Annotated in this window: 22 protein-coding genes and 5 tRNA genes; 1 reads left to right on the top strand and 26 read right to left on the bottom strand. The window is 40.8% G+C overall.

Annotated elements, in window-relative coordinates; all coding sequences use genetic code 11:
* Positions 1-23 precede the first annotated feature (23 nt).
* The 17 genes from rplK to BUE31_RS19060 form a co-directional block, all read right to left on the bottom strand.
* Positions 24-464 (bottom strand): 50S ribosomal protein L11, encoded by a 441-nt coding sequence (gene rplK / locus BUE31_RS19140; protein ID WP_073405420.1) that lies wholly within the window; start codon positions 462-464, stop codon positions 24-26.
* Positions 465-636: 172 nt separating this feature from the next.
* The gene (gene nusG, locus BUE31_RS19135; RefSeq protein ID WP_073405419.1) at positions 637-1,179 is read right to left on the bottom strand and encodes a transcription termination/antitermination protein NusG; all 543 of its coding nucleotides are present in this window, start codon (positions 1,177-1,179) and stop codon (positions 637-639) included.
* A 16-nt stretch (positions 1,180-1,195) separates the two neighbouring features.
* Positions 1,196-1,390: a preprotein translocase subunit SecE gene (gene secE, locus BUE31_RS19130; RefSeq protein ID WP_073405418.1), complete on the bottom strand. Its 195-nt coding sequence runs from the start codon at positions 1,388-1,390 to the stop codon at positions 1,196-1,198.
* 17 nt (positions 1,391-1,407) lie between these two features.
* Positions 1,408-1,478 (bottom strand) — tRNA-Trp (locus BUE31_RS19125).
* 76 nt (positions 1,479-1,554) lie between these two features.
* Positions 1,555-2,742, bottom strand: a complete 1,188-nt coding sequence (gene tuf / locus BUE31_RS19120; RefSeq protein WP_073405417.1) for an elongation factor Tu — start codon at positions 2,740-2,742, stop codon at positions 1,555-1,557.
* A gap of 73 nt (positions 2,743-2,815) precedes the next feature.
* Positions 2,816-2,887 (bottom strand) — tRNA-Thr (locus BUE31_RS19115).
* A gap of 99 nt (positions 2,888-2,986) precedes the next feature.
* Positions 2,987-3,059 (bottom strand) — tRNA-Gly (locus BUE31_RS19110).
* 147 nt (positions 3,060-3,206) lie between these two features.
* Positions 3,207-3,287 (bottom strand) — tRNA-Tyr (locus BUE31_RS19105).
* Between the two features lie 66 nt (positions 3,288-3,353).
* A tRNA-Thr gene (locus tag BUE31_RS19100) sits at positions 3,354-3,426 on the bottom strand.
* 246 nt (positions 3,427-3,672) lie between these two features.
* Positions 3,673-4,020 (bottom strand): ribosome hibernation-promoting factor, HPF/YfiA family, encoded by a 348-nt coding sequence (gene hpf, locus BUE31_RS19095; RefSeq protein WP_073405416.1) that lies wholly within the window; start codon positions 4,018-4,020, stop codon positions 3,673-3,675.
* A gap of 12 nt (positions 4,021-4,032) precedes the next feature.
* Positions 4,033-4,947 (bottom strand): tyrosine-type recombinase/integrase, encoded by a 915-nt coding sequence (locus BUE31_RS19090; protein WP_073405415.1) that lies wholly within the window; start codon positions 4,945-4,947, stop codon positions 4,033-4,035.
* Between the two features lie 83 nt (positions 4,948-5,030).
* Positions 5,031-5,225, bottom strand: coding sequence for a 30S ribosomal protein S21 (rpsU, locus tag BUE31_RS19085; protein WP_073405414.1), 195 nt, complete (start codon positions 5,223-5,225; stop codon positions 5,031-5,033).
* A 342-nt stretch (positions 5,226-5,567) separates the two neighbouring features.
* Entirely contained in the window at positions 5,568-6,266 is a 699-nt protein-coding gene (locus BUE31_RS19080) for a hypothetical protein (protein WP_073405413.1), read from the bottom strand.
* Between the two features lie 124 nt (positions 6,267-6,390).
* The gene (locus tag BUE31_RS19075) at positions 6,391-7,563 is read right to left on the bottom strand and encodes an acyl-CoA dehydrogenase (protein ID WP_073405412.1); all 1,173 of its coding nucleotides are present in this window, start codon (positions 7,561-7,563) and stop codon (positions 6,391-6,393) included.
* Between the two features lie 300 nt (positions 7,564-7,863).
* Positions 7,864-8,352, bottom strand: a complete 489-nt coding sequence (locus BUE31_RS19070; RefSeq protein WP_200801953.1) for a transposase — start codon at positions 8,350-8,352, stop codon at positions 7,864-7,866.
* Positions 8,353-8,515: 163 nt separating this feature from the next.
* Positions 8,516-9,043 carry an adenine phosphoribosyltransferase gene (locus tag BUE31_RS19065; RefSeq protein ID WP_073405410.1) on the bottom strand — a complete coding sequence of 176 codons (528 nt, stop codon included), beginning with the start codon at positions 9,041-9,043 and terminating at the stop codon, positions 8,516-8,518.
* A complete protein-coding gene (locus BUE31_RS19060; protein ID WP_073405409.1) occupies positions 9,040-9,915 on the bottom strand; it encodes a ComEA family DNA-binding protein in 876 nt (291 codons plus the stop codon). Before BUE31_RS19060 ends, BUE31_RS19065 begins: the two co-directional genes overlap by 4 nt.
* A gap of 77 nt (positions 9,916-9,992) precedes the next feature.
* Between BUE31_RS19060 and BUE31_RS19055 the strand changes: the two genes are divergently transcribed.
* A complete protein-coding gene (locus tag BUE31_RS19055) occupies positions 9,993-11,741 on the top strand; it encodes a lysophospholipid acyltransferase family protein (protein WP_073405408.1) in 1,749 nt (582 codons plus the stop codon).
* A 15-nt stretch (positions 11,742-11,756) separates the two neighbouring features.
* On the opposite strand, the gene BUE31_RS19050 is transcribed toward BUE31_RS19055, so the two are convergent.
* The 9 genes from BUE31_RS19050 to BUE31_RS19010 all read right to left on the bottom strand — a co-directional run bounded on the left by BUE31_RS19050 (position 11,757) and on the right by BUE31_RS19010 (position 20,801).
* The gene (locus BUE31_RS19050; protein WP_073405407.1) at positions 11,757-12,251 is read right to left on the bottom strand and encodes a hypothetical protein; all 495 of its coding nucleotides are present in this window, start codon (positions 12,249-12,251) and stop codon (positions 11,757-11,759) included.
* An 86-nt stretch (positions 12,252-12,337) separates the two neighbouring features.
* Positions 12,338-12,808, bottom strand: coding sequence for an Mpo1 family 2-hydroxy fatty acid dioxygenase (locus BUE31_RS19045; RefSeq protein WP_073405569.1), 471 nt, complete (start codon positions 12,806-12,808; stop codon positions 12,338-12,340).
* Positions 12,809-12,936: 128 nt separating this feature from the next.
* Entirely contained in the window at positions 12,937-14,505 is a 1,569-nt protein-coding gene (rny, locus tag BUE31_RS19040) for a ribonuclease Y (RefSeq protein WP_073405406.1), read from the bottom strand.
* Positions 14,506-14,721: 216 nt separating this feature from the next.
* A complete protein-coding gene (locus tag BUE31_RS19035) occupies positions 14,722-15,015 on the bottom strand; it encodes a cell division protein ZapA (protein WP_073405405.1) in 294 nt (97 codons plus the stop codon).
* A gap of 19 nt (positions 15,016-15,034) precedes the next feature.
* On the bottom strand, positions 15,035-15,322 hold the full coding sequence (locus BUE31_RS19030; RefSeq protein ID WP_073405404.1) for a hypothetical protein: 288 nt from the start codon (positions 15,320-15,322) through the stop codon (positions 15,035-15,037).
* A gap of 131 nt (positions 15,323-15,453) precedes the next feature.
* On the bottom strand, positions 15,454-17,853 hold the full coding sequence (pheT, locus tag BUE31_RS19025) for a phenylalanine--tRNA ligase subunit beta (protein ID WP_073405403.1): 2,400 nt from the start codon (positions 17,851-17,853) through the stop codon (positions 15,454-15,456).
* A 263-nt stretch (positions 17,854-18,116) separates the two neighbouring features.
* The gene (locus tag BUE31_RS19020) at positions 18,117-18,350 is read right to left on the bottom strand and encodes a hypothetical protein (RefSeq protein ID WP_073405402.1); all 234 of its coding nucleotides are present in this window, start codon (positions 18,348-18,350) and stop codon (positions 18,117-18,119) included.
* A gap of 151 nt (positions 18,351-18,501) precedes the next feature.
* Positions 18,502-19,200 (bottom strand): RadC family protein, encoded by a 699-nt coding sequence (gene radC, locus BUE31_RS19015; protein WP_073405401.1) that lies wholly within the window; start codon positions 19,198-19,200, stop codon positions 18,502-18,504.
* 119 nt (positions 19,201-19,319) lie between these two features.
* A complete protein-coding gene (locus BUE31_RS19010; protein ID WP_073405400.1) occupies positions 19,320-20,801 on the bottom strand; it encodes a glycine--tRNA ligase in 1,482 nt (493 codons plus the stop codon).
* Between the last annotated feature and the right edge of the window lie 775 nt (positions 20,802-21,576).

The following is a 21,576-nucleotide window of genomic DNA, read 5'->3' as shown; positions in this document are numbered from 1 at the left end:
TTAAACTGATTTGTATAAATTAATTAATTCCAGGGTGCCGTACCTGATACGGTTATCCCCATACTGCGGGCAGTTCCTGCCACCATTTTCATGGCTGATTCTACTGTGAATGCATTCAAATCAGTCATTTTATCTTTGGCAATTGTCTCAACCTGGCCCCAGTTTACACTGGCTACCTTTTTACGGTTGGGTTCTGCCGAACCACTCTTTAAACCTGTTGCTTCCAATAACTGGATTGCAACGGGAGGAGTTTTGATAATAAATTCGAAAGATTTGTCAACATAGACAGTAATAACTACCGGTAGCACTTTACCAGGTTTATCCTGGGTACGCGCATTGAACTGCTTGCAAAATTCCATAATGTTCACCCCTTTTGCACCCAATGCTGGGCCAATTGGAGGTGATGGATTTGCAGCGCCGCCCTTTACCTGCAGCTTCACCATCGCACCGACTTCTTTTGCCATTTTTATTTATTTAAATTATAACTCAATGTTAGTAAGTGGAAGCTAAGTAACATTTAAGATTTTGATGATTTCGGATTTCGGGTGTTCCATTTCGGATTTAACACCTTCAAAACAAAATCGTATATTTTTAATTTCCAAATCCGAAATCGCAATTCCGAAATCCGAAATTCCTTTATTCTTTCTCTACCTGCATGTAATTCAATTCAAGCGGCGTACGGCGCCCGAAAATCTTTACCATTACTTTTAATTTTTTCTTTTCCTCGTTAACCTCTTCAATCACCCCGCTAAATCCGTTGAAAGGTCCGTCCATCACTTTTACACCCTCGCCTATATAATAAGGTACGTTCATTGTTTCGCCCTGTGCGCTCATTTCATCAACCTTACCTAAAATACGGTTAACTTCAGCCTGGCGTAAAGGGATAGCAGTTCCGGCTTTATCGCCCAAAAATCCTATAACACTATTTATATTTTTTATTATGTGCTCTATTTCGGCATCAAGCTGAGCTTCAATTAACACATAACCCGGGAAAAAATTGCGCTCTTTTGCAATTTTCTTTCCGTCGCGCATCTGGTAGTATTTTTCTGTTGGGATCAATACCTGCGGAACCAGGTGCGTAATACCTAAACGATTGATCTCGGCATCAATATATGTTTTTACCTTTTTCTCTTTACCGCTTATAGCCCGTACCACATACCATTTTAACTGATCACTCATCTGTTTATAATATAAATTAGGTTAGTGAAGAATAAAACTGTGTAAGCAAAAAGTGTATGCTCTGATCCATAAATAATATAATTAACGCAATAATAAGCGCTGCTATCAATACTAAGATCGAGCTGCTTTGCAGTTCTCTCCAGGTTGGCCAGGTTACTTTTTCCGTTAGCTCTACGTAGGACTCTTTAATATACTCAGATACGTTAGACATTTCTTTTCTGTGTTATGCACGGGAACAAGGATTCGAACCCTGATCAAAGGTTTTGGAGACCTCTATTCTACCATTGAACTATTCCCGTATGTTATAACTAAGAAAACATAAGTCCGCATTTTGCGTAGCAGACTTATGTTTCCAATTAACCTTTTTGAAATTTATTATTTCAAAATTTCAGTTACCTGACCAGCTCCTACTGTTCTGCCACCTTCACGGATAGCGAAACGTAAGCCTTTTTCCATTGCGATAGCGTTGATCAGCTTTACAGTGATGGTAACGTTATCACCTGGCATAACCATTTCTACACCTTCAGCTAAGGTGATTTCACCTGTAACGTCTGTTGTACGGAAATAGAATTGCGGACGGTATTTATTGAAGAATGGAGTGTGACGGCCACCTTCTGCTTTTGATAATACGTAAACTTCTGCTTTGAAATCAGTGTGCGGAGTTACTGAACCTGGTTTGCAAATAACCATACCACGACGGATATCAGTTTTTTCAATACCACGTAACAATAAACCAACGTTGTCACCAGCTTCACCTCTGTCAAGTATCTTGCGGAACATCTCAACACCAGTTACAGTTGATTTCAAGTTTTCAGCACCCATACCAAGGATGTCAACCTGCTCACCTGAGTTGATAACACCACGCTCAATACGACCAGTTGCAACAGTACCACGACCAGTGATCGAGAACACGTCTTCAACAGGCATTAAGAATGGAAGATCAGTTAAACGCGGAGGAATTGGAATGTGTGCATCAACTGCATCCATTAATTCCATAATTTTGTCAACCCATTTTGGATCAGCGTTTAAGCCACCAAGAGCTGAACCTTGGATTACTGGGATATCGTCTCCAGGATATTCGTAGAATGATAATAATTCACGGATTTCCATTTCAACTAACTCTAATAATTCAGGATCATCAACCATGTCAACTTTGTTCATAAACACAACTAATGAAGGCACACCAACCTGGCGGGCTAACAAGATGTGCTCACGAGTTTGAGGCATTGGACCATCAGTAGCAGCAACAACGATGATAGCACCGTCCATTTGAGCCGCACCTGTAACCATGTTCTTCACATAGTCAGCGTGACCAGGACAGTCAACGTGAGCATAGTGACGGGTTGCAGTTGAATACTCAACGTGCGCTGTATTAATAGTAATACCACGCTCTTTTTCTTCAGGAGCCGAGTCGATTGAATCGAATGAACGGGCTTCTGAGAAACCTTTATCAGCCAATACTTTAGTAATAGCTGCGGTAAGGGTTGTTTTACCGTGGTCAACGTGACCGATTGTACCGATGTTTAAGTGCGGTTTACTGCGGTCAAACTTTTCTTTTGCCATGATTATATTTAATTATTTGTAGGTTAATTTTATACTTAAAATTGTATTCTATTATTTATTCACTATAATATTGAGCCAACAATGGGATTTGAACCCATGACCTCTTCCTTACCAAGGAAGTGCTCTACCCCTGAGCTACGTCGGCTATTGTTTTAGCTCATTGGTTCATTTGTTCAGTAGTTCATTGGTATTGTCCGCTTAGTTACTAATGAACAAATAAACTAACTAACCAATAAACCAGCTGAGCGGAAGACGAGGTTCGAACTCGCGACCTATAGCTTGGAAGGCTATCGCTCTACCAACTGAGCTACTTCCGCTTAATTCAGTTTGCGGTTGGCAGTTTTCAGTTGGCAGTGTGCCAGCCTGATTTGCTTTTCCGAAAACCTTTTTAATCAAGTTAGCAGCCTATGGTCTTCAATCAACTTACTGTCAACTGCCAACTATAAACTGCCAACTTAAAAAAGTGGGGGGAGAAGGATTCGAACCTTCGTAGCCGAAGCAGCGGATTTACAGTCCGCCCCATTTGACCGCTCTGGTATCCCCCCATTTGTTGATTCCGGACTCATAATGTCCAAAGTTGAAGCTAAACATTCTTCATCCGAAATTAACAGAGCCTCCTATCGGGATCGAACCAATGACCTACTGATTACAAGTCAGTCGCTCTACCAGCTGAGCTAAGGAGGCTTAAATCATTACCCTTCTTACCTCCGCCGATCGTTATTGATCTACGGGATTGTACCGGCTAATTAATAAGGCTGTATTTTTTATTTTAAAGAACCAACCCTTTCAACAGCGAGAGAACATTTACATACCTCTCCGAAAGGGATTGCAAATTTACACATTTTTAGTGCTGAACAAAATTTATTTTCTAAAAAAAAATCGGCAGGCTGAAACCCACCGATTTACGTTTAAAAATAACCTTTATTAAGTTCAAAATTCGTCTGTTACCGTCAGTAAAACTGCTTTTTTTGCAGCTTCGGCAGTAGCAATTTTTTTCTGTTTGTGCTTTTCAATCTGTTTTCTAAGGCTCTCGATCGCCAGATCTGTGGCCTCTTCAAATGTTTTGCACTGCTCCTTGGCAAACATTTGGCTTCCCGGCAGCATCAGTTTAATCTCCGTTATCTTATTGGCTTCGTCTTCTACATTCTCCAGCTTTAAATAAACTTCACCGCTAATAATGTGATCATAAAAGGTATCAAGCTTATCAGCCTTCTTCTGGATAAAATCCAATAATTTTTTGTCTGCATTGAAACGAATAGATTGCACTGTAATTTTCATGATTCCTCCTTTTTACGCCTTTGGATGGGCTTGTTTGTAAATAGACTTTAACCGTTCAACTGAGTTATGCGTGTATATTTGAGTAGCACTCAAATTGGCATGACCCAAAAGTTCTTTAATTGCATTTAAATCGGCACCGCGGTTTAACAGGCTGGTTGCAAAAGTGTGACGCAACACATGCGGGCTCTTTTTATTTTGAGTTGATATATATGATAGATATTTCTGCACTATTAAATAAATGAGCTTTGAATAAGCATTTGCTCCTTTATCTGTAACGACTAAGGTTAAGGAATTGTTACCGGAAAAATCCTGTTTTTTCTTTAACTGCTGGTATTCAGCTATTAATAATTTCAATTCATTATTTACCGGGATAATACGCTCCTTGTTGCGCTTCCCTAAAACTTTTATTGTTCCCTCGTAAGTATTTATATCGCTGTCCTTAACGCCCAGAAGCTCCGAAAGCCGCATACCAGTACCAAACAGCATCTCGATCACCAACTTATCGCGCAGGCCCTTAAAATCATGACTGAATACCTCATTTTCATCAAGCATCTGCGTTAGTTTGACATCCTCAACTATAACCGGTAAGTTTTTAGGGACTTTGGGTGTATTTATTTTCGACGAAGGGTTAATTTCAATAACACCCTCCTGCAGCAAAAATTTAAAGTATTTGCGGAGCGTAGCAATTTTACGGTTGATGGAACGTGCTATAATTTGATGGTTCATCAGCTCAACCATCCAGTTACGGATATGATAATGCGTAATTTGTGAAGGATGTGTTATTTCGGGAGCCGGGGCCGGAATGAGTTTATCGGGATTATTTAAAAAGGCAATAAACTGGTCAAGGTCTGATTGATAGGCCGATACCGTATGCGGAGAATACCGCTTTTCGAATTCAATATAACGGATAAAACGGGCTATAAACATAAAAACTACTTGTACATCCGAATGATGAATGTACAAATAGTTTTTTATATTGATTAGAAAAATCGAAAATTCTTTTTCAAGAATTAAACGGTTGCTTCTAAGTTCATATTTTGCTTGTAGATGGCATGTTTAACCACGTGACGGCGGGTCACAGATTTCTTTTCAAATGCCTGGCGACTACGAAGTTCTCTTAAAACTCCTGTCTTCTCAAATTTCTTCTTAAAGCGTTTTAATGCTTTATCTAATGATTCGCCGTCTTTTACGTTAATAATGATCATAATTCCTGAAATACCTCCTTTCGTGGGAGGGCAAAGGTAAGCATTTAGTTTTGAATATGAAAGGGGATTGTTGAAATAGTTGATTGGGTTAGATTGAGTTGATTAAGTTAATAGGATTCGCCTTGTTGATTACCGTACCGTTACCGCTTTACTCCAGATAATATCTTCACTGTCACTCCATTTGACATCGTCTTGATTTACGCTTAAACAACAACCCGGTTTGTCAACCATCCTCCCTCTCCGAAATGAGTTTACAGCAAGCAGTTGCTACGCATTAGCTGCCTGGCATGCAATTAAAATTGCAGCTACAATAAGTATGTTTCTCAGAACCATATACCAATCTCAACTGGCAAAACAATAAGCACATCCACGTTCCTGTGCGCGCCCAACTGCCCAAACACCTGATGGTACAAGTTGAACGCCCGGCAGAAGTCCGTCCAGCCATTCTTTTTTTACAATCGCGGCATCCTGGTTTGTTTTTTCTGCGATAGTTGCGCTAAGGCTTGTCAGGGCTGCATCGCAAACGCAGAACATAACACCGCTTGCCTGTAATTCGTTAATACCAATCTGAATTTCGCCGATCCCAGGGGCTTTATATGTGCCGGGCTTGGGTTGCCAGAAAGGATTATGTGTGGCAGGCGCTTTACCATCCGCATCGTTTATCTTAAAAAACTCTCCAAACTTATACTTTTCCCAAAGTTTGTCTCCCATTGCATAGGCCGCGGCGCTATGACGTAAGACCACTACAACGCCACATTCTTCGGGCGGCGTGCCGGTTTTGCCATTGGTTATTAAAAATATACGCGGCCAGGCAAACGGAAATATGGCATGAGGCTCCGTTACGTCGAACATTATTTTGTGCTTACCCTTTACGCGTTTAAACCATTCGTCTGCCTCTGATATATCTGGAGAAGCTAATCTTTCAGCGGCAGCGACAACGGCCGGTTTTGCCAACATGCCGGCGCCTAATGCAGCTGCTCCGGTTAAAAATTGTTTTAGAAAACCACGGCGTTGGCTTGGGTTGTGTTGAGTTTCTTTCATGGTGGGATAACTAATTGATCGGTTGTTGGGTATTAAGTCGTACACCTAAAGTTAAGGATTTTATAATTAAAGCAAATCTTCATTCGATAACTTAAACCTAATTAATCTTATTCAGCTCATTCATCTACTTCAATATCTCCCTACTGATAACAATCTTTTGGATCTCTGAAGTTCCCTCTCCTATTGTACACAGTTTTGCATCACGATAGTACTTTTCAACCGGAAAATCCTTGGTATAGCCATAGCCGCCGAAGATCTGTACGGCTTCTGTTGCTGTACGCACGGCAACTTCTGATGCATAGTATTTCGCCATAGCCGATTGTTTTGTTACCGGCAAATGCCTGTTCTTTAGATCGGCAGCTTGCATAATTAATAGCTCCGCAGCTTCTATTTCTGTAGCCATATCTGCCAGTTTAAAGGCTATGCCCTGGAAATTACTTATTGACTGTCCAAATTGCTTTCTTTCCTTTGAATAAGCTAATGCTGCTTCAAAAGCGCCTTTGGCAATGCCTAATGATAAAGCAGCAATAGAGATCCTGCCGCCATCCAGCACCTTCATTGCCTGTTTAAAGCCGTCGCCTTCATTACCTAAAAGATTTTCTTTTGGCACCCGGCAGTTATCAAATATCAGTTCGGTAGTTTCTGATGCACGCATGCCCAGTTTGTTTTCTTTTTTACCATGTGTAAACCCTTTGGTTCCTTTTTCAATAACCAGGGCCGAGATTCCTTTTGAATCGCCTTTTTTTCCTGTACGAACCATCACTACCGCCACGTTACCAGATTTACCGTGTGTGATCCAGTTTTTTGACCCATTTACAATATAATGATCACCATCTAAAACAGCGGTGGTGTTCATCCCCATCGCGTCTGAACCGGTATTTGCTTCGGTTAACCCCCATGCCCCTATCCATTCGGCAGTTGCCAGCTTTGGCAGCCAGCGGTGCTTTTGTTCCTCGTTACCAAATGCAAGGATGTGGCCTGTACATAAAGAATTATGTGCCGCTACTGATAAACCGATAGATCCGCACACCTTAGCAATTTCAACAATAACCGTTACATATTCAAAATACCCAAATCCCGAGCCGCCGTATTCTTCCGGCACAAATACGCTCATCATCCCCAGCTCGCCCAATTGTTTAAAAAGCTCAACCGGGAAATGTTGCGCCTCGTCCCATTCCATTACGTGTGGTTTGATGTGTTTTTCGGCAAAATCTTTGGCCATCTGGCCTATCATTTTTTGATTATCGTTGATAGAAAAATCGTATCCTGCAGATGTGTCAGTTAATAAAGAATCCATGTATTTATTATTGGTTTACAGCAAAGTAACACAATAAATCATGTATTAGTTCCATTAAAAAACTGCGCGAAAAGAGAACGATTTGGTATATGGTATGAATAGTAGGTTTAGTTATTACAGGGGTGTTTTAGCACAGAACATTTATGAAAAAATATTTTTTTTAATATCGCGTAGAGACGCGATGCTTCGCGTCTGAATGCGGACAGGCTGTCAACATGTTTCACAAGCCAAACAAATTTTCTTTTAATTATGATGGCTACTTTAATGGTTTTAGACGCGAAGCATCGCGTCTCTACGATATTACCTGTAAAATTTATCCTTTTGCCAATTATTGGGGTTATTTATAATATAATCTGCAATACGAAGGTATTCTGCATTTGTGGTAATAATATGATCATGAAAGCGAGGCTGCCAATTAAATGGGATATCGTTTATCCTTGCGTAAGTTGTTACCGCCGATTTAAAACCCCGAAGGATGGATGCTAAATTTTTAGATTGGCTACCGAATTTATTTTTTGAATTATCATTAATATTTAGATCCGTAGAGACGCGATGCTTCGCGTCTAACTGCGCCAGGCCTAAATATGATGGTTCTAATTCACGATCAGTATTATACACCGATGTATTATATTTATTCTCTCCAATTATTGCAATTCCATGAAAATGATTGGGCATTACAATGTATTCAGCCAGTTCCAAATTCATATCCGACCTTAATTTTGCCGTTTTCAGCCATTCGGCCTCCACAGTTCTTCCAAGATCATTTAATTGCATTTCATATTCAGGCATGTCGGTTAAAGACGCGAAGCATCGCGTCTCTACGATTTCTCCAAAATAACATTCCCGATTTGCAGTACAAATGGTTATGAAATACATGCCATTATCAGCATAATTCCAGGTCTGTAATCGTGCCGGTGGGATTCTGTATTTATCTTTAAATAATTCTGTCACTTCAATACTCCGCCAGCACCACCACCTTATCACAAACGGGCGTTATTCTCTCCAATCCATTCAAAAACCCCAATCCTACAACAAAAGAAAACCCGGCAACTATGCCCCCCATTTCCTGAATCAATTCACTGGCTGCAAGGGCTGTACCTCCGGTTGCTAATAAATCATCATGAATTAAAATATGCTGCCCAGGTTCAAAAGCATCGGTATGCAGTTCTATTGTTGCGGTGCCATACTCTAGCTTGTAAGCCTTTTGTTTAATGGTAAAGGGCAGCTTGCCGGCTTTGCGCACCGGGATAAACGGAACACCTAATTTTGTGGCAAGGGTTAAACCAAATAAAAACCCACGACTTTCTATCCCGGCAATTGCATCAATGCGGATCCCCTGCAATTGCTCCACAAAGGCATTAACTATGTTTTCGCACAGTTTCGGATCTTTTAATATGGGGGTAATATCTTTGAAGATGATCCCCGGTTTTGGGAAATCAGGTATATCACGAATGGCCGATTTTATTTGCTGCGCTATCATTTAAAACTTAAATATGGTTCAATTTTACGTAAAATTCCTTCATCAAGCAGCACAATGTTTTTCAGATCATTCATGGAAGTATAATTACCATGCTGTTTGCGATACTCAATAATTGCATTCACCTGTTTATAGCTGAGATAGGGAAAAATCCGCAACTGGTTGAAAGAGATGGTGTTTAGATCTACTTTTTTGATCCTTTGAGCATTTACTGATACCTGGTTTCTGATCTCATCATATTTTAAAGAATCAATCCCATAAACTTCCTTTAACTGCTCTTTATGATAAAAGCCGCCAAGCCTGCCCCTGTACCTGATTATCTGCACAGCGAAACCCGGGCCTATCCCTTTTAATTCTGTAAGTTTAGCAGAATCGGCAGTATTAAGCTCGATAATTTCACCCGGTTTAGCTTTTTTAGAAATGTATACTGCTTCGGGGATCTTGATATAAGGTTCCAGTCGTTGGTAATCGGCGGTTGTAATGGCATAGATCTTTTTTAAATCCTCCTTTGTATAAAATCTGCCACCTTTATCTTCATAATGCTTTATAACACCGGCTTGCCGGGCACTGAGGCCAAGCTGTTCCCATTGCATTATGGTAAGGTTATTGGGATTAAAAGGAAACATAACCGGTTGTGAGATCTTTTTATCTGGTTCAGCATTTTCATTGTCAGCCGTATAGCCTGCTTTATTCCCGGCCTTGTTTAGCTGCGCAACTGCTTTATCAAAATCTTTAAAATTTATTGTATTATCTTTGCGGATTAACTGATAACCATAGGGCGCAGCCAGTACCAATGCAATTAAAACAACAAGAACTACCATACCGTTCCATTCTTTTTTGGTTATTGACAGGTAGTTTTTTATCCGCGTTTTCATTAAATGGTTTATCAGGGTTAAATTAAATAATTTTTCAGGATATTTATCTCCCTTGCAATAGGGTTTATTTTATAAGTATGAAAGTAATTACCACAGAGGAGTTTGCCAAAGCCACAAAACTGGATAAGTTGAAGATGCCCGGCCTTGCAGCTTTATTGATGGAATTAATGAAAATTAACCAGGTGAACGAACTGTTTGCCCAGGCACAGCCCAAAGTAGGACCAGAATTTGTTGATGCTATTTTGGAAGGTTGCGGAATTGATGTTGAGTTTGATGAACGGGATTTAAGGCACATCCCAAAAACAGGCAGCTTTATTGCCATTGCCAATCACCCTTACGGAGGTATTGAGGGCATGGTATTATTAAAGATGCTGTGCATGGTTAGGCCCGATGCCAAACTGATGGCAAACTTCCTGCTTAAAAAGATCCCCAATTTAGCCGATTATTTTATTGCGGTAAACCCTTTTGAAAACGTTGATCATTCATCAAGCATAAGCGGTTTAAAAAACACGCTGGAGCTATTGGCTAACGGAACGCCAATTGGCATATTCCCGGCAGGTGAGGTATCAACCTACAAGGTAGATAAACAAGAAGTTACCGATAGGATGTGGCACCCGGTTGTTGGTAAAATAATAGCCAAAGCAAAGGTGCCTGTTGTGCCGATATATTTCCACGGCAACAATGGTTTACTTTTCAACTTGCTTAGTTTGATCCACCCTGCGCTGCGTACCGCCAAACTACCGTCAGAATTATTTAACAAACATGGCCATACTATAAAATTGCGGATTGGTAAGCCTATAAACGTGGTGGATATTCCTGATTATACCAACAGCACCAAACTGCTTAACTACTTACGGGCACGGACCTATGCACTGGGAACAGGACTTGAGAATGAAAAAAAGATCTTCAATCCCCGTAATTTATTTAAAATAAAAAAATTACCTGAGGCTATTGTGCCAGCAATTGATACCGCAATACTTGAAAAAGAGATAGAACCTTTACGCGAAAATTACAGGATCTGGGTAGAGAAGAATTATGAGATATTTATAACGCCAACATCAGTGATCCCGAATGTTATTCGTGAAATTGGCCGTTTAAGGGAAATAACTTTCAGAGAAGTAGGCGAAGGCACTAATAAACCTTCAGACCTGGATGAGTTTGATATTTATTACCATCATCTTTTTATATGGGATACTGAGACTAAAATGATTGTCGGCGCATACCGCCTTGGCCTTGGCGATGAAATATTTTACAGCATTGGAAAAAAAGGATTTTATATATCCGAATTATTTAAAATCAAGACACAGTTTACACCGATATTAAAGAAGAGCATTGAGCTAGGCCGCTCATGGATCCGTAAAGAATACCAGCTAAAACCATTGCCATTATTTTTGCTGTGGAAAGGAATTATAAAATATTTAATGGATAACCCACGCTATCGTTATCTTATTGGCCCTGTAAGTATTAGTAATGCTTTTTCAAATTTCTCCAAATCACTTATCGTTGATTATATTAATCGGAACCATTTTGATCATGAAATGGCACAATTTGTAAAACCACGCAAAAAATTCAAAGTCAACCTCGAAAGCATTGATACAGACCTGCTAATGGCTGGTGAAGACAACTTTAAAGGACTTGATAATTTGATTGGCGAAGTTGAAAGCCGAAACATGAAAGTACCGGTACTTCTGCGGCAGTATATAGCTATGAATGCTAAAATTATCTGCTTTAATATCGACCCTAAATTTGCCGATTGTCTTGATGGTTTCTTAGTGCTCGATCTTGAAAAAGTGCCACACGATATGTTGGAGAAGCTTGGTAAATAAAAGACCGTTTTAATTTTACAGTGCTTTAAGTGTAAAGTATTGATTTACTTTCAGGGTATCAAATGGTTTATTATTGATGTCGGCCCGTATTATAGTGGCATTTATTAACCAGTGATTCATATCGGTTCTTTTTCCTTTTATCTCGCCTCCAATTGTTTTTAGAAATATAAGATCGCAGCACACGCAACTCTGATTATAGGTTGCAAGGCCTGCTGCTATCTGACTTGAATTTATAACAAAACTATTACTACTTAATGAGGCTTTAAAATTGAGCTGGCTCGTAATATCACATGAACTATTGTTGATATTTTTATACCAAAACACCCTGCTGCCACCAGCTGCCAGCTGGTTGGTTCCTGAAATATCGGCATTGTCAAAATAATTATAGGTACAAACTGTATTTGCGGGGCAATCTGTCAGGGTGCCGCTAAGCGATATATTATTGTCTTTGCTTTTGCTACAGCCAAGCAGGAAAACACCGAGGAAAAGTATTATTGCTATATTTTTCATACTCATATTACGATGAGCATGATACTTGTGCTACAAAACCTTAAATTAAATGTTGATAAATTTATAAGTAACCTGCCCCAGGAGAATTAATACCGCATGGAAAACTTCTTCAGTATAAAATGAAGCAGCCATATTGGCCCGATCAGCAGAAATTTAAGATCGTCTAAAAACGAAGGTTTTTTACCCTCTATTTTATGGCCTATGAATTGCCCCACCCATGAAAGTACAAAAATAGCCAGGCATACCTGCCATATAGCCGGACCACCTGCTTTTTGCCAGGTATCCAGTTCCATAATTCCGTAGCTAAAGCCAAATAATATAAGCAGCATCAGGTATGAAAGCACCGGCGAAAGCTTGTAATAGTAATAAATACTGAAAGCTATTAAAAAAGATGCCCAGTTTAAGAAGAGATTATACTTGCCTAAAAATTTAATATAAGGGAATGGGATTGCCCAAACAAGGCCGAGCAAGCTAAAAACGATAAGCGGGACACAGATCCAATGAATGAGTTTATTGGTTTTGTTTTGATGACTTTCGGCATATTTATCAAAATAAATATCAACCGGCCGTTTATCCGCTAATGCAGAACTACCAGCGTAAACTTTTGTGCCTTTACCCGAGTTATTAGTTGCCACAGCTTATAAATAAAAACCCCCGCCTTGTAAGGAGAGGGTTTGTAGTTAATTTATTTTGCAAATGCTACAGACCTTGTTTCCCTTATCACGGTAACTTTGATCTGGCCTGGATAGGTCATTTCTGTTTGGATGCGGTTTGAAATATCAGCGGCTAATATTTCTGATTGCGCATCACTTATCTTTTCGCTTTCAACCACTACACGTAATTCTCGACCAGCCTGGATAGCGAATGTTTTTTCGACACCAGGATATGACAATGCGAGCTCTTCAAGCTCTTTTAAACGTTTGATGTAGCTTTCAACCACCTCGCGGCGTGCGCCCGGCCTTGCGCCTGATATAGCGTCACAAACCTGGATTATTGGCGATAGCATAGAAGTCATTTCCACCTCGTCATGGTGAGCGCCTATAGCGTTGCAAACTTCAGGGTGTTCCTTATATTTTTCAGCAAGCTGCATCCCTAAAATAGCATGTGGCAATTCAGGGTTATCATCAGGTACTTTACCAATATCATGCAGTAAACCGGCACGTTTGGCTAGTTTAACATTTAAACCAAGCTCGGCTGCCATAGTAGCGCAGAAGTTAGCTACCTCGCGCGAGTGCTGTAACAGGTTTTGCCCGTATGATGAACGGTAACGCATCCTGCCTACCATACGGATCAGCTCGGGGTGCAGACCATTGATCCCAAGATCAATTACGGTACGCTCGCCTATTTCAACTATTTCTTCTTCAATCTGCTTTTTAGTTTTGGCAACCACCTCTTCAATACGTGCCGGGTGGATGCGTCCGTCCGTTACCAGGCGGTGCATGGCCAAACGGGCAATCTCCCTGCGGACAGGATCGAAGCCCGAAAGTATAATAGCTTCCGGTGTATCATCAACAATGATCTCAATACCGGTAGCTGCTTCCAGTGCCCGGATATTTCTACCTTCACGGCCAATAATGCGGCCCTTTATCTCATCATTCTCAATATTGAAAATAGAAACTGTATTTTCAATAGCTGCCTCAGTAGCTGTACGCTGAATAGTTTGGATAACTATCTTTTTAGCTTCTTTGGTTGCAGTAAGCTTGGCTTCGTCAACAATGTCTTTTATTTGCGCCATAGCCTTGCTTCGGGCTTCTTCACGCAGGTTATCAATCAGCTGGTTTTTGGCATCCTCGGCAGACAAGCCTGCGATAGTTTCCAGTTGCTGAACGTGCGAGTTTTTCAGCACTTCAACATCTTCCTGTTTTTTAACAACAAGCTCGGTTTGCTTTTCAAGGTTTTTGCGAAGATTATCCAGTTCTGTATCCTTGCGGTTCTGGTTCTCCAGGCGTTGATTTAAGGACTGCTCCTTTTGTTTAATGCCGTTCTCGCGTTGGTTAATGTTATTGTTCTTAGCATTTATTTCCTGCTCATGCTCGGCTTTCATCTGTAAAAACTTCTCTTTCGCTTCAAGCAGCCTGTTCTTTTTCAGGATCTCGGCATCATTTTCAGCATCTTTCAAGATCTTCTTTACTTTATGCTGGGCTGCGACTTCCTGGTCTTTGAACAGTTTCTTCAGCAAAAAGCGTCCGAGGATAAATCCCGGAAGGCCCCCTATCAACACTCCGATGATAAGGTATAATATGGTTGTACTCATGTCTATAATTGGTATAAATAAAAAAACCGCAACTAATATTTAAGGATCATGTATTTAAAAACTTCATTTCGGATACGGAATCCCGGGTACCGCAAACCAAAACGGTTAACGTATGCCACTTAGATCCACCCATATAGAAGCGTTAAGTTTTTAATAGTGAAACTTAAAATTTAACTGCGGTTAAATCTTAATTGCTCTGTTTATATGTAAAGAACGTTATTGCTTTGAAAAAAATTCTGATAACAAATAATCCAACTGGTAAACCTTATCCGTTACTTCTGTATCCTCTACGGTAACCTTCATATCTGCCTTTAACGATGATGTTGCATAATGCAACACGCACATCGAAAGCAAATCCTGTTTATCCCGCACTGCGTAATTTTCCTGATATTCTTTTATCCGGTCATTAATCAGTTTGGCTGCCCTACGTATTATTTCTTCCTCTTCCATGTTCACCTTTAAGGGGTAAACTCTGTCAGCAATGTTTATTTTTATTGAGATTTCTCCCATTTGAGCTTCACTTTTTGTATTATTTCTTCAATAATACAATACACTTATCTATTTCTTGCACAAATTCGTTAATTTTTTGCTTTATGTCAAGACTTTTTTCATTTGTTTCTGAAAATGACTTCGCCATCTTCAATGCTCGGAGCTTTTCATCAAGCTCTTTTGTCTTATTTTTACTGGCATCAAGGGCTACTGAAAGCGCCTCGCTCTCCAGTTTCAATAAGTCATTTTCCTCCTGCAAAGCAGCACAAAGCTCAATTAAGCGCTCCGTTCTTTCTACAATTGTATTTAATTGCTCTGCTAGGGCCATTGTTTTTTAGTTGATTGAGTTGGATTAAGTTGACTAAGTTAGATTAAGTTGGTTAATGTTTTAAAGGGTGAATATATTAATTAATATTTAAAAACTCAATCAACCCATTCAACTTAATCCAACCTAATCAACTACTTTCTAATTTCCGCTCCTGCTTCTTTTCCCAGGTTGTAAATTAGCTTTTGCATAATGCTGTCAATCGCTTTATCAGTAAGAGTTTTTTCACTGTCCTGGATGATGAAGCTTAACGCATATGATTTTTTACCAGCCGGCAGCTTATCGCCTTCGTAAACGTCAAATACGCTAACATCCTGCAATAGCTTGCGTTCTGTTCGTTCGGCTATCTGCTTCAACTGTCCGAACGTTACCGATTTATCGATCAGCATAGAAAGGTCGCGCCTTACTGCCGGGAACTTCGATACGTCCTGGAACACAATCTTGTTTTTACGCACCGCAGCCAATATCATATCGAAGTTAAAATCGGCACAAAAAACTTCCTTATCCACATCAACCTTTTTCAGCGCTTCTGCCGATACCTTGCCAAACTTAACCAGTTGCTTGCCATTGCGATTGTATTGCATGCCCCAGCTTAGCTTTTTACAGGTTGATTCCTCCAAAGTAAGGCCGGTGATATTTAGTTTGGTAATGATGCCATCAACAATAGCTTTCAGGTTATAAAACGATACAGGCTTTGCTTTTTGGTTCCACTGCTCAGGTTTATCAATGCCAGATATAAATAGCGCAAACCGTTGCGTTTCGGTGTATTTATCTTCGTTAACCTCGTACACCTTGCCAAACTCGTATAGCTTCAAATCGGCATTTCTGCGATTAGTGTTATAAGCGATGGCTTCCAGGCCAGAATAAACCAGTGTTTGGCGCATTACATCCAGGTCGCTGCTTAGCGGGTTCAGGATCTTAACCGCTTTATCTAAATTTGATGAATAGGCCGATTTGGTTAGCGAGTTCGACATAATCTCGTTAAAGCCATTAGCACTCAACATATCAGAGATCAAATTCTGAACTGTGTCTTTCTCAGGCCTGATGGATGTATTTAATGATGCCCTGATCTGCGTTGGGATTTCGATGTTGTTATAACCATAAATGCGCAAGATCTCTTCTACAATGTCCACCTCGCGGGTAATATCCACGCGGTAAGGAGGCACTTTTAAAGAAAGCCCCTCACCTGTTTCGCCAACTATGGCAATATCCAATGCGGTAAGGATGCCTTTAATTTCGCCATGAGGAATTTCTTTGCCTATGAGCCTGTGGATATTTTTATAAGTAACCTCTATTGCAAATGGCGCAACAGGATTTGGGTAATGATCAGAAATTTCGGACGAGATACTTCCTCCAGCTACTTCCTTTATCAGCAATGCAGCACGTTTAAGGGCAAACACCGTCATATCCGGATCGGTACCGCGCTCAAATCTGAACGAGGCATCCGTTTTTAAGCCATGGCGTTTTGATGTTTTACGAACCGATACTGCGTTGAAATAAGCACTTTCTAAAAAGATGTTTTTTGTTGTTGATTTAACGCCAGAATCTGCTCCGCCAAAAACACCTGCTATACACATTGGTACTTCGGCATTGCCAATCATTAAATCATCGGCACTCAGTTTGCGCTCCACATCGTCCAAAGTTTTGAATAGCGTTCCTTCGGGATAATTTTTAACAATCACCGTATCGCCTTTAATAGCATCCGCATCAAAAGCATGCAGCGGCTGACCAAGGTCATGCAGCACATAATTGGTAGCATCAACAATGTTATTGATAGCGCGGATGCCTATAACCGCCAGCCTTTCCTTTAGCCATTTTGGTGAATCTTTAACTTCAACACCCGAAATGGTTACACCGGAGTATCTTGGACTTGCAGCCTCATTCTCCACCACAACTTTAATAGTCCTGCTGGTGTTCTCCACCTTAAATGCCGAAACATCAGGCCTCTTGGTTGCTATTTTTAAAAATGCGGCAATATCCCTTGCCGTACCTAAATGCGATGTTGCATCGGCACGGTTGGGGGTTAATCCAATCTCGTAAAGGTAATCGTCGTTTAATTTAAAATAGTCTTTAGCTAATGCGCCAATTTCGGCATCAGCATCAAGCACCATAATACCTGCGTGATCGGTTCCCAGGCCTATTTCATCCTCAGCACAGATCATCCCTTCGGATGCCTCGCCCCTTATTTTTGATTTATTTATTTTAAACGGCTCGCCAACAGTCGGGTAAACGGTAGTGCCAACGGTGGCAACCACTACCTTTTGCCCTGCGGCTACGTTATGTGCTCCGCAAACAATTTGCAGGTCTTCACCTGTACCTACATCAACTTTGGTAATGCTCAGCCTGTCGGCATTGGGATGCTGGGCACGCTCCTTTACGTAGCCGATCACCAAACCTTCAAGCCCGCCGGGGATAGGCTGCACTTTTTCAAGGCTTTCCACCTCCAAACCCGTACCGGTTAAAATGGTCGAGATCTCTTCGGGAGTTTTATCTGTATCAATAAATTCTTTAAGCCAATTATACGATATCTTCATTATAGCGAAATGATAATCGGCAAAGATAGGATTTAGTCCGAAAGACCGGAAGTCGGAAAGTCCGAAAGTGAGAAAAAGATGGAAGGGGGGAAAAGCAGAAAGGTAAAAGGTTAAGGGCGAAAGGCTTTTAAAAATGGTGAAGGCGAAAGTTAATGCGGAATTCGGAATGCCGATTGCGGAATATTGGTACTTCTTTATTTAAAATTCAATATTCATTATTCGATATTCAAAAACCTTTTACCTTTCGCCTTTTACCTTTAACCTTAATCGTCATCGCCTGTATCCGCATCGCCATCATCACCCAGGTTAAGGGTATATGAGGCTTCTGAGGCATCGTAAGCGCGCTTTAGCTTATCCTGATCTGCATAATCAACGGTATCGCCTGATTCTGGTAAATCATCTAAGCCATTTGAATGTACATCTTTCTGGCTTTGCTGGTCGTCAGACTCATTATTGTCTGCATCGTCAATCGGGATTTGATTATCTGGAATTATCATGGCTGTTAGTTTAATTGTTTAAAGATAACGCTATAGTTGGTATGTTGTTTCCACCTGATGTACTTTAAAAATCATCTTTCGGTAGATGTTTCGATCTCCCTCACTACTTTCTCACTTTCGGACTTCCCGACTTCCGGACTTTCGGACTTCTTCAAAACAACCCATGATCAGCAAAACTATAAAAACCCTCATTGGTGATGATCAGGTGGTCAAGTATCTTAATATCCAGCATCTGCCCTGCATCCACTAATTTTTTGGTTAAATGAAGATCCTCGTGACTTGGACTTAAATTGCCCGATGGGTGGTTATGTACCAGGAAGATATGGCTGGCCTTGTGCTGTAATGCCAAACCGAAAATGATCTTAGGATCAACAATTGTGGCCGATAAGCCGCCTTTGCTGATCAGCTCTTTGGCAATTAACTTTGATGAACGGCTTGTAAGCACTATCCAAAACTCCTCATGATTAAGGTCCATGAGATGACGTTTCATTATGTTGTAGGTATCCCTGCTGGTGCCGATGTGTTCAGGAAGCTTACTTTCTGTATCGCTTCTGCGCCTGCCAATTTCAAGCGCAGCTATTATAGAAATTGCTTTGGCTTCGCCGATGCCCTTAAAGTTGGAGAGTTCGGCAATGGAGGCTTTGCCCAGCTTGTTCAGATCATTACCATAATGGTGAAGGATGCGCTTGCTCAGCTCCACCGCAGTTTCATTACGACTACCAGATCCTATCAGTATAGCTATCAGCTCGGCATCGGTTAAGGCACGCCTGCCCTGTGTGCCCAGCTTTTCACGTGGGCGATCTTCCTCCGCCCATGCTTTTATACCGATCTTGGTGTCGTAAGTATTCACGGTTGTAATTTACGATTTTTTTGTCTGAACCATGATTCGCCTGATTTATAGATTAAAGGATGCTGTCCGCCTTTAATAAATCAGGGAAATCATTTAATCCTTTAATCATGGTTCAAAACCTACGCCAACAAATTCTTCCAGCTCACCATATCCCCTAAGATCTTTTCAAGCTCGCGCGCATCAACACGTTCCTGCTTCATGGTATCGCGGTAGCGGATGGTTACGGTGTTATCTTCCAATGTCTGATGATCTACAGTGATACAAATTGGTGTACCTATGGCATCCTGCCTCCTGTAACGTTTACCTATGGCATCTTTCTCTTCGTATTGCAGGTTAAAGTCAAGCTTTAGCTTATCCATTATTTCGCGGGCCTTTTCAGGCAAACCGTCTTTTTTTATTAACGGGAAAATGGCAGCTTTAACCGGCGCTAAGCAAGGGTGCAGGCGCAATACGGTACGGCTGTCTTGCTTTTCTTCGGTGCTCAGGTCCTCTTCTTCAAAGGCGTTTATCATCGTTAATAAAAACATGCGGTCTAAACCTATAGAGGTTTCAATAACGTATGGAATGTAGTTACCGTAAGGCTTCTCTGTAGCCGGGTCAATCTCCGGGTCAAAGTACTGCATCTTTTTGTTGCTGAACTTCTGGTGCTGGCTTAAATCAAAATCGGTACGGCTATGGATGCCTTCAACTTCTTTAAAGCCAAAAGGGAAATCAAACTCGATATCATAAGCAGCATCGGCATAGTGAGCAAGTTTGGTGTGCTCGTGGTAACGGTATTTCTTAGGAGCAGTGCCTAAAGCCAGGTGCCATTCCAAACGTGTTTTTTTCCATTTTTCAAACCACTCCTTTTGTGTGCCAGGGCGAACGAAGAACTGCATCTCCATCTGCTCAAACTCGCGCATCCGGATGATGAACTGGCGGGCGATTACCTCGTTACGGAATGCCTTACCAATTTGTGCTATCCCGAAAGGAATTTTCATCCTGCCTGATTTTTGCACGTTCAAATAGTTTACAAAAATCCCCTGTGCAGTTTCCGGGCGAAGATATACCACGTCGGCATCATCAGCCACGGCGCCCATTTGGGTACTAAACATCAGGTTAAACTGGCGCACATCCGTCCAGTTGCGGGTACCGCTTACCGGGTCGGCTATTTCGTGTGCTAAAATTAAATCCTTTAAGCCGACCAGGTTTTCCATTTTTAAAGCTTCATCCAACTCTTCCTGCAGCAATTCAGCTTTATCAGTTTTACCGTCTTTTTTATAACGTTCAATCTTATCTTCTAATAGTTGATCGGCACGGTAGCGCTTGTTGGAATCCTTATTATCAATCATCGGGTCGCTGAAACCTGCAACATGCCCGCTTGCTTCCCAGATCTTCGGGTGCATAAATATGGCAGAATCAATCCCGACAATGTTCTCGTGCATTTGTACCATGGCTTTCCACCAATAGGTTTTGATGTTGTTCTTTAACTCCGAGCCAAATTGCCCGTAATCATAAACAGCGCTCAGGCCATCATAAATTTCACTGGATTGGAAAACAAAGCCATATTCTTTAGCGTGCGATATAACGTTTTTAAAAAGTTCGTCGGTTGATTTGCTCATAATAGCGCAAAGATATGTTTTGATTTCGGATGTCGGAATTTCGATTTCGGATTTTTTTTGATTGAGGATTTTGGGGAAATCCGGAAGTCAATAAAGTCCGAAAGAGGAAAAAGAGTTACAGATTTTATCCCGAGGCGCTAAAAAGCGTCCGTTCGTTTTGTTAGTAGGGGCCTGGCGAACGGACGGACACCCCTTAAATAAGCATCAAAAAAAGACAATAGGTTACAGATTTTATCCAGAGGTACTAAAAAGCGTCCGTTCGTTTTGTTAGTAAGGGCCCGGCGAACGGACGGACACCCCTTAAATAAGCATAAAAAAAGACAATATATTATTTGCATAACTGGAATAATTTTGCTAAATTTGTTAGTAAGTAACATCCTCCCCCCTCTTTTCCTTTTAATGCACAGCCATCCTTTATCTTACTGGTAATTGGGTAAGGGGAAGGTATTTTAATTAATATTTATATTAATTATCAGTAGAAGAGTTCCAGTGAAAAAAGAATAGCTGGAGTTGGTGCAGATTTGCAGAGCAAACGGATACTTATATTAATTATCAGTATAAAATTTCCAGTTGAAAAGCAGAAGTTGTTATTGATTTGCACATTTTTACCTGGTAACTTATTATTCTTATCAATATTGGTACTGCTGTTTTTCTCAGAGAGAAAGCTTAGGCTGACAACCGGGATAAAGCGTCCGTCCGTTCGGGGGACCGGGGGTAAAAAAACGAACGGACACCCATCTGTTAAATGATGTTAAACAATTAGTTAACCATTTCC

It is taken from the genome of Mucilaginibacter sp. OK098 (assembly GCF_900142915.1).
Lineage (GTDB): Bacteria > Bacteroidota > Bacteroidia > Sphingobacteriales > Sphingobacteriaceae > Mucilaginibacter.
This window is presented reverse-complemented; position numbering and strand designations above follow the sequence as displayed.

Bases quoted from the DNA above. Each gene is read 5' to 3' on its own strand.
- BUE31_RS19035 (WP_073405405.1), bottom strand. From the start codon at position 15,015: ATGGGAGAAATCTCAATAAAAATAAACATTGCTGACAGAGTTTACCCC.
- BUE31_RS19075 (WP_073405412.1), bottom strand. From the start codon at position 7,563: ATGGATTCTTTATTAACTGACACATCTGCAGGATACGATTTTTCTATC.
- BUE31_RS19055 (WP_073405408.1), top strand. From the start codon at position 9,993: ATGAAAGTAATTACCACAGAGGAGTTTGCCAAAGCCACAAAACTGGAT.
- BUE31_RS19020 (WP_073405402.1), bottom strand. From the start codon at position 18,350: ATGATAATTCCAGATAATCAAATCCCGATTGACGATGCAGACAATAAT.
- BUE31_RS19010 (WP_073405400.1), bottom strand. From the start codon at position 20,801: ATGAGCAAATCAACCGACGAACTTTTTAAAAACGTTATATCGCACGCT.
- secE (WP_073405418.1), bottom strand. From the start codon at position 1,390: ATGTCTAACGTATCTGAGTATATTAAAGAGTCCTACGTAGAGCTAACG.
- BUE31_RS19070 (WP_200801953.1), bottom strand. From the start codon at position 8,352: ATGCCTGAATATGAAATGCAATTAAATGATCTTGGAAGAACTGTGGAG.
- BUE31_RS19090 (WP_073405415.1), bottom strand. From the start codon at position 4,947: ATGTTTATAGCCCGTTTTATCCGTTATATTGAATTCGAAAAGCGGTAT.
- tuf (WP_073405417.1), bottom strand. From the start codon at position 2,742: ATGGCAAAAGAAAAGTTTGACCGCAGTAAACCGCACTTAAACATCGGT.
- hpf (WP_073405416.1), bottom strand. From the start codon at position 4,020: ATGAAAATTACAGTGCAATCTATTCGTTTCAATGCAGACAAAAAATTA.
- BUE31_RS19080 (WP_073405413.1), bottom strand. From the start codon at position 6,266: ATGAAAGAAACTCAACACAACCCAAGCCAACGCCGTGGTTTTCTAAAA.
- pheT (WP_073405403.1), bottom strand. From the start codon at position 17,853: ATGAAGATATCGTATAATTGGCTTAAAGAATTTATTGATACAGATAAA.
- BUE31_RS19060 (WP_073405409.1), bottom strand. From the start codon at position 9,915: ATGAAAACGCGGATAAAAAACTACCTGTCAATAACCAAAAAAGAATGG.
- rpsU (WP_073405414.1), bottom strand. From the start codon at position 5,225: ATGATCATTATTAACGTAAAAGACGGCGAATCATTAGATAAAGCATTA.
- BUE31_RS19050 (WP_073405407.1), bottom strand. From the start codon at position 12,251: ATGAAAAATATAGCAATAATACTTTTCCTCGGTGTTTTCCTGCTTGGC.
- rny (WP_073405406.1), bottom strand. From the start codon at position 14,505: ATGAGTACAACCATATTATACCTTATCATCGGAGTGTTGATAGGGGGC.
- nusG (WP_073405419.1), bottom strand. From the start codon at position 1,179: ATGAGTGATCAGTTAAAATGGTATGTGGTACGGGCTATAAGCGGTAAA.
- BUE31_RS19030 (WP_073405404.1), bottom strand. From the start codon at position 15,322: ATGGCCCTAGCAGAGCAATTAAATACAATTGTAGAAAGAACGGAGCGC.
- rplK (WP_073405420.1), bottom strand. From the start codon at position 464: ATGGCAAAAGAAGTCGGTGCGATGGTGAAGCTGCAGGTAAAGGGCGGC.
- BUE31_RS19065 (WP_073405410.1), bottom strand. From the start codon at position 9,043: ATGATAGCGCAGCAAATAAAATCGGCCATTCGTGATATACCTGATTTC.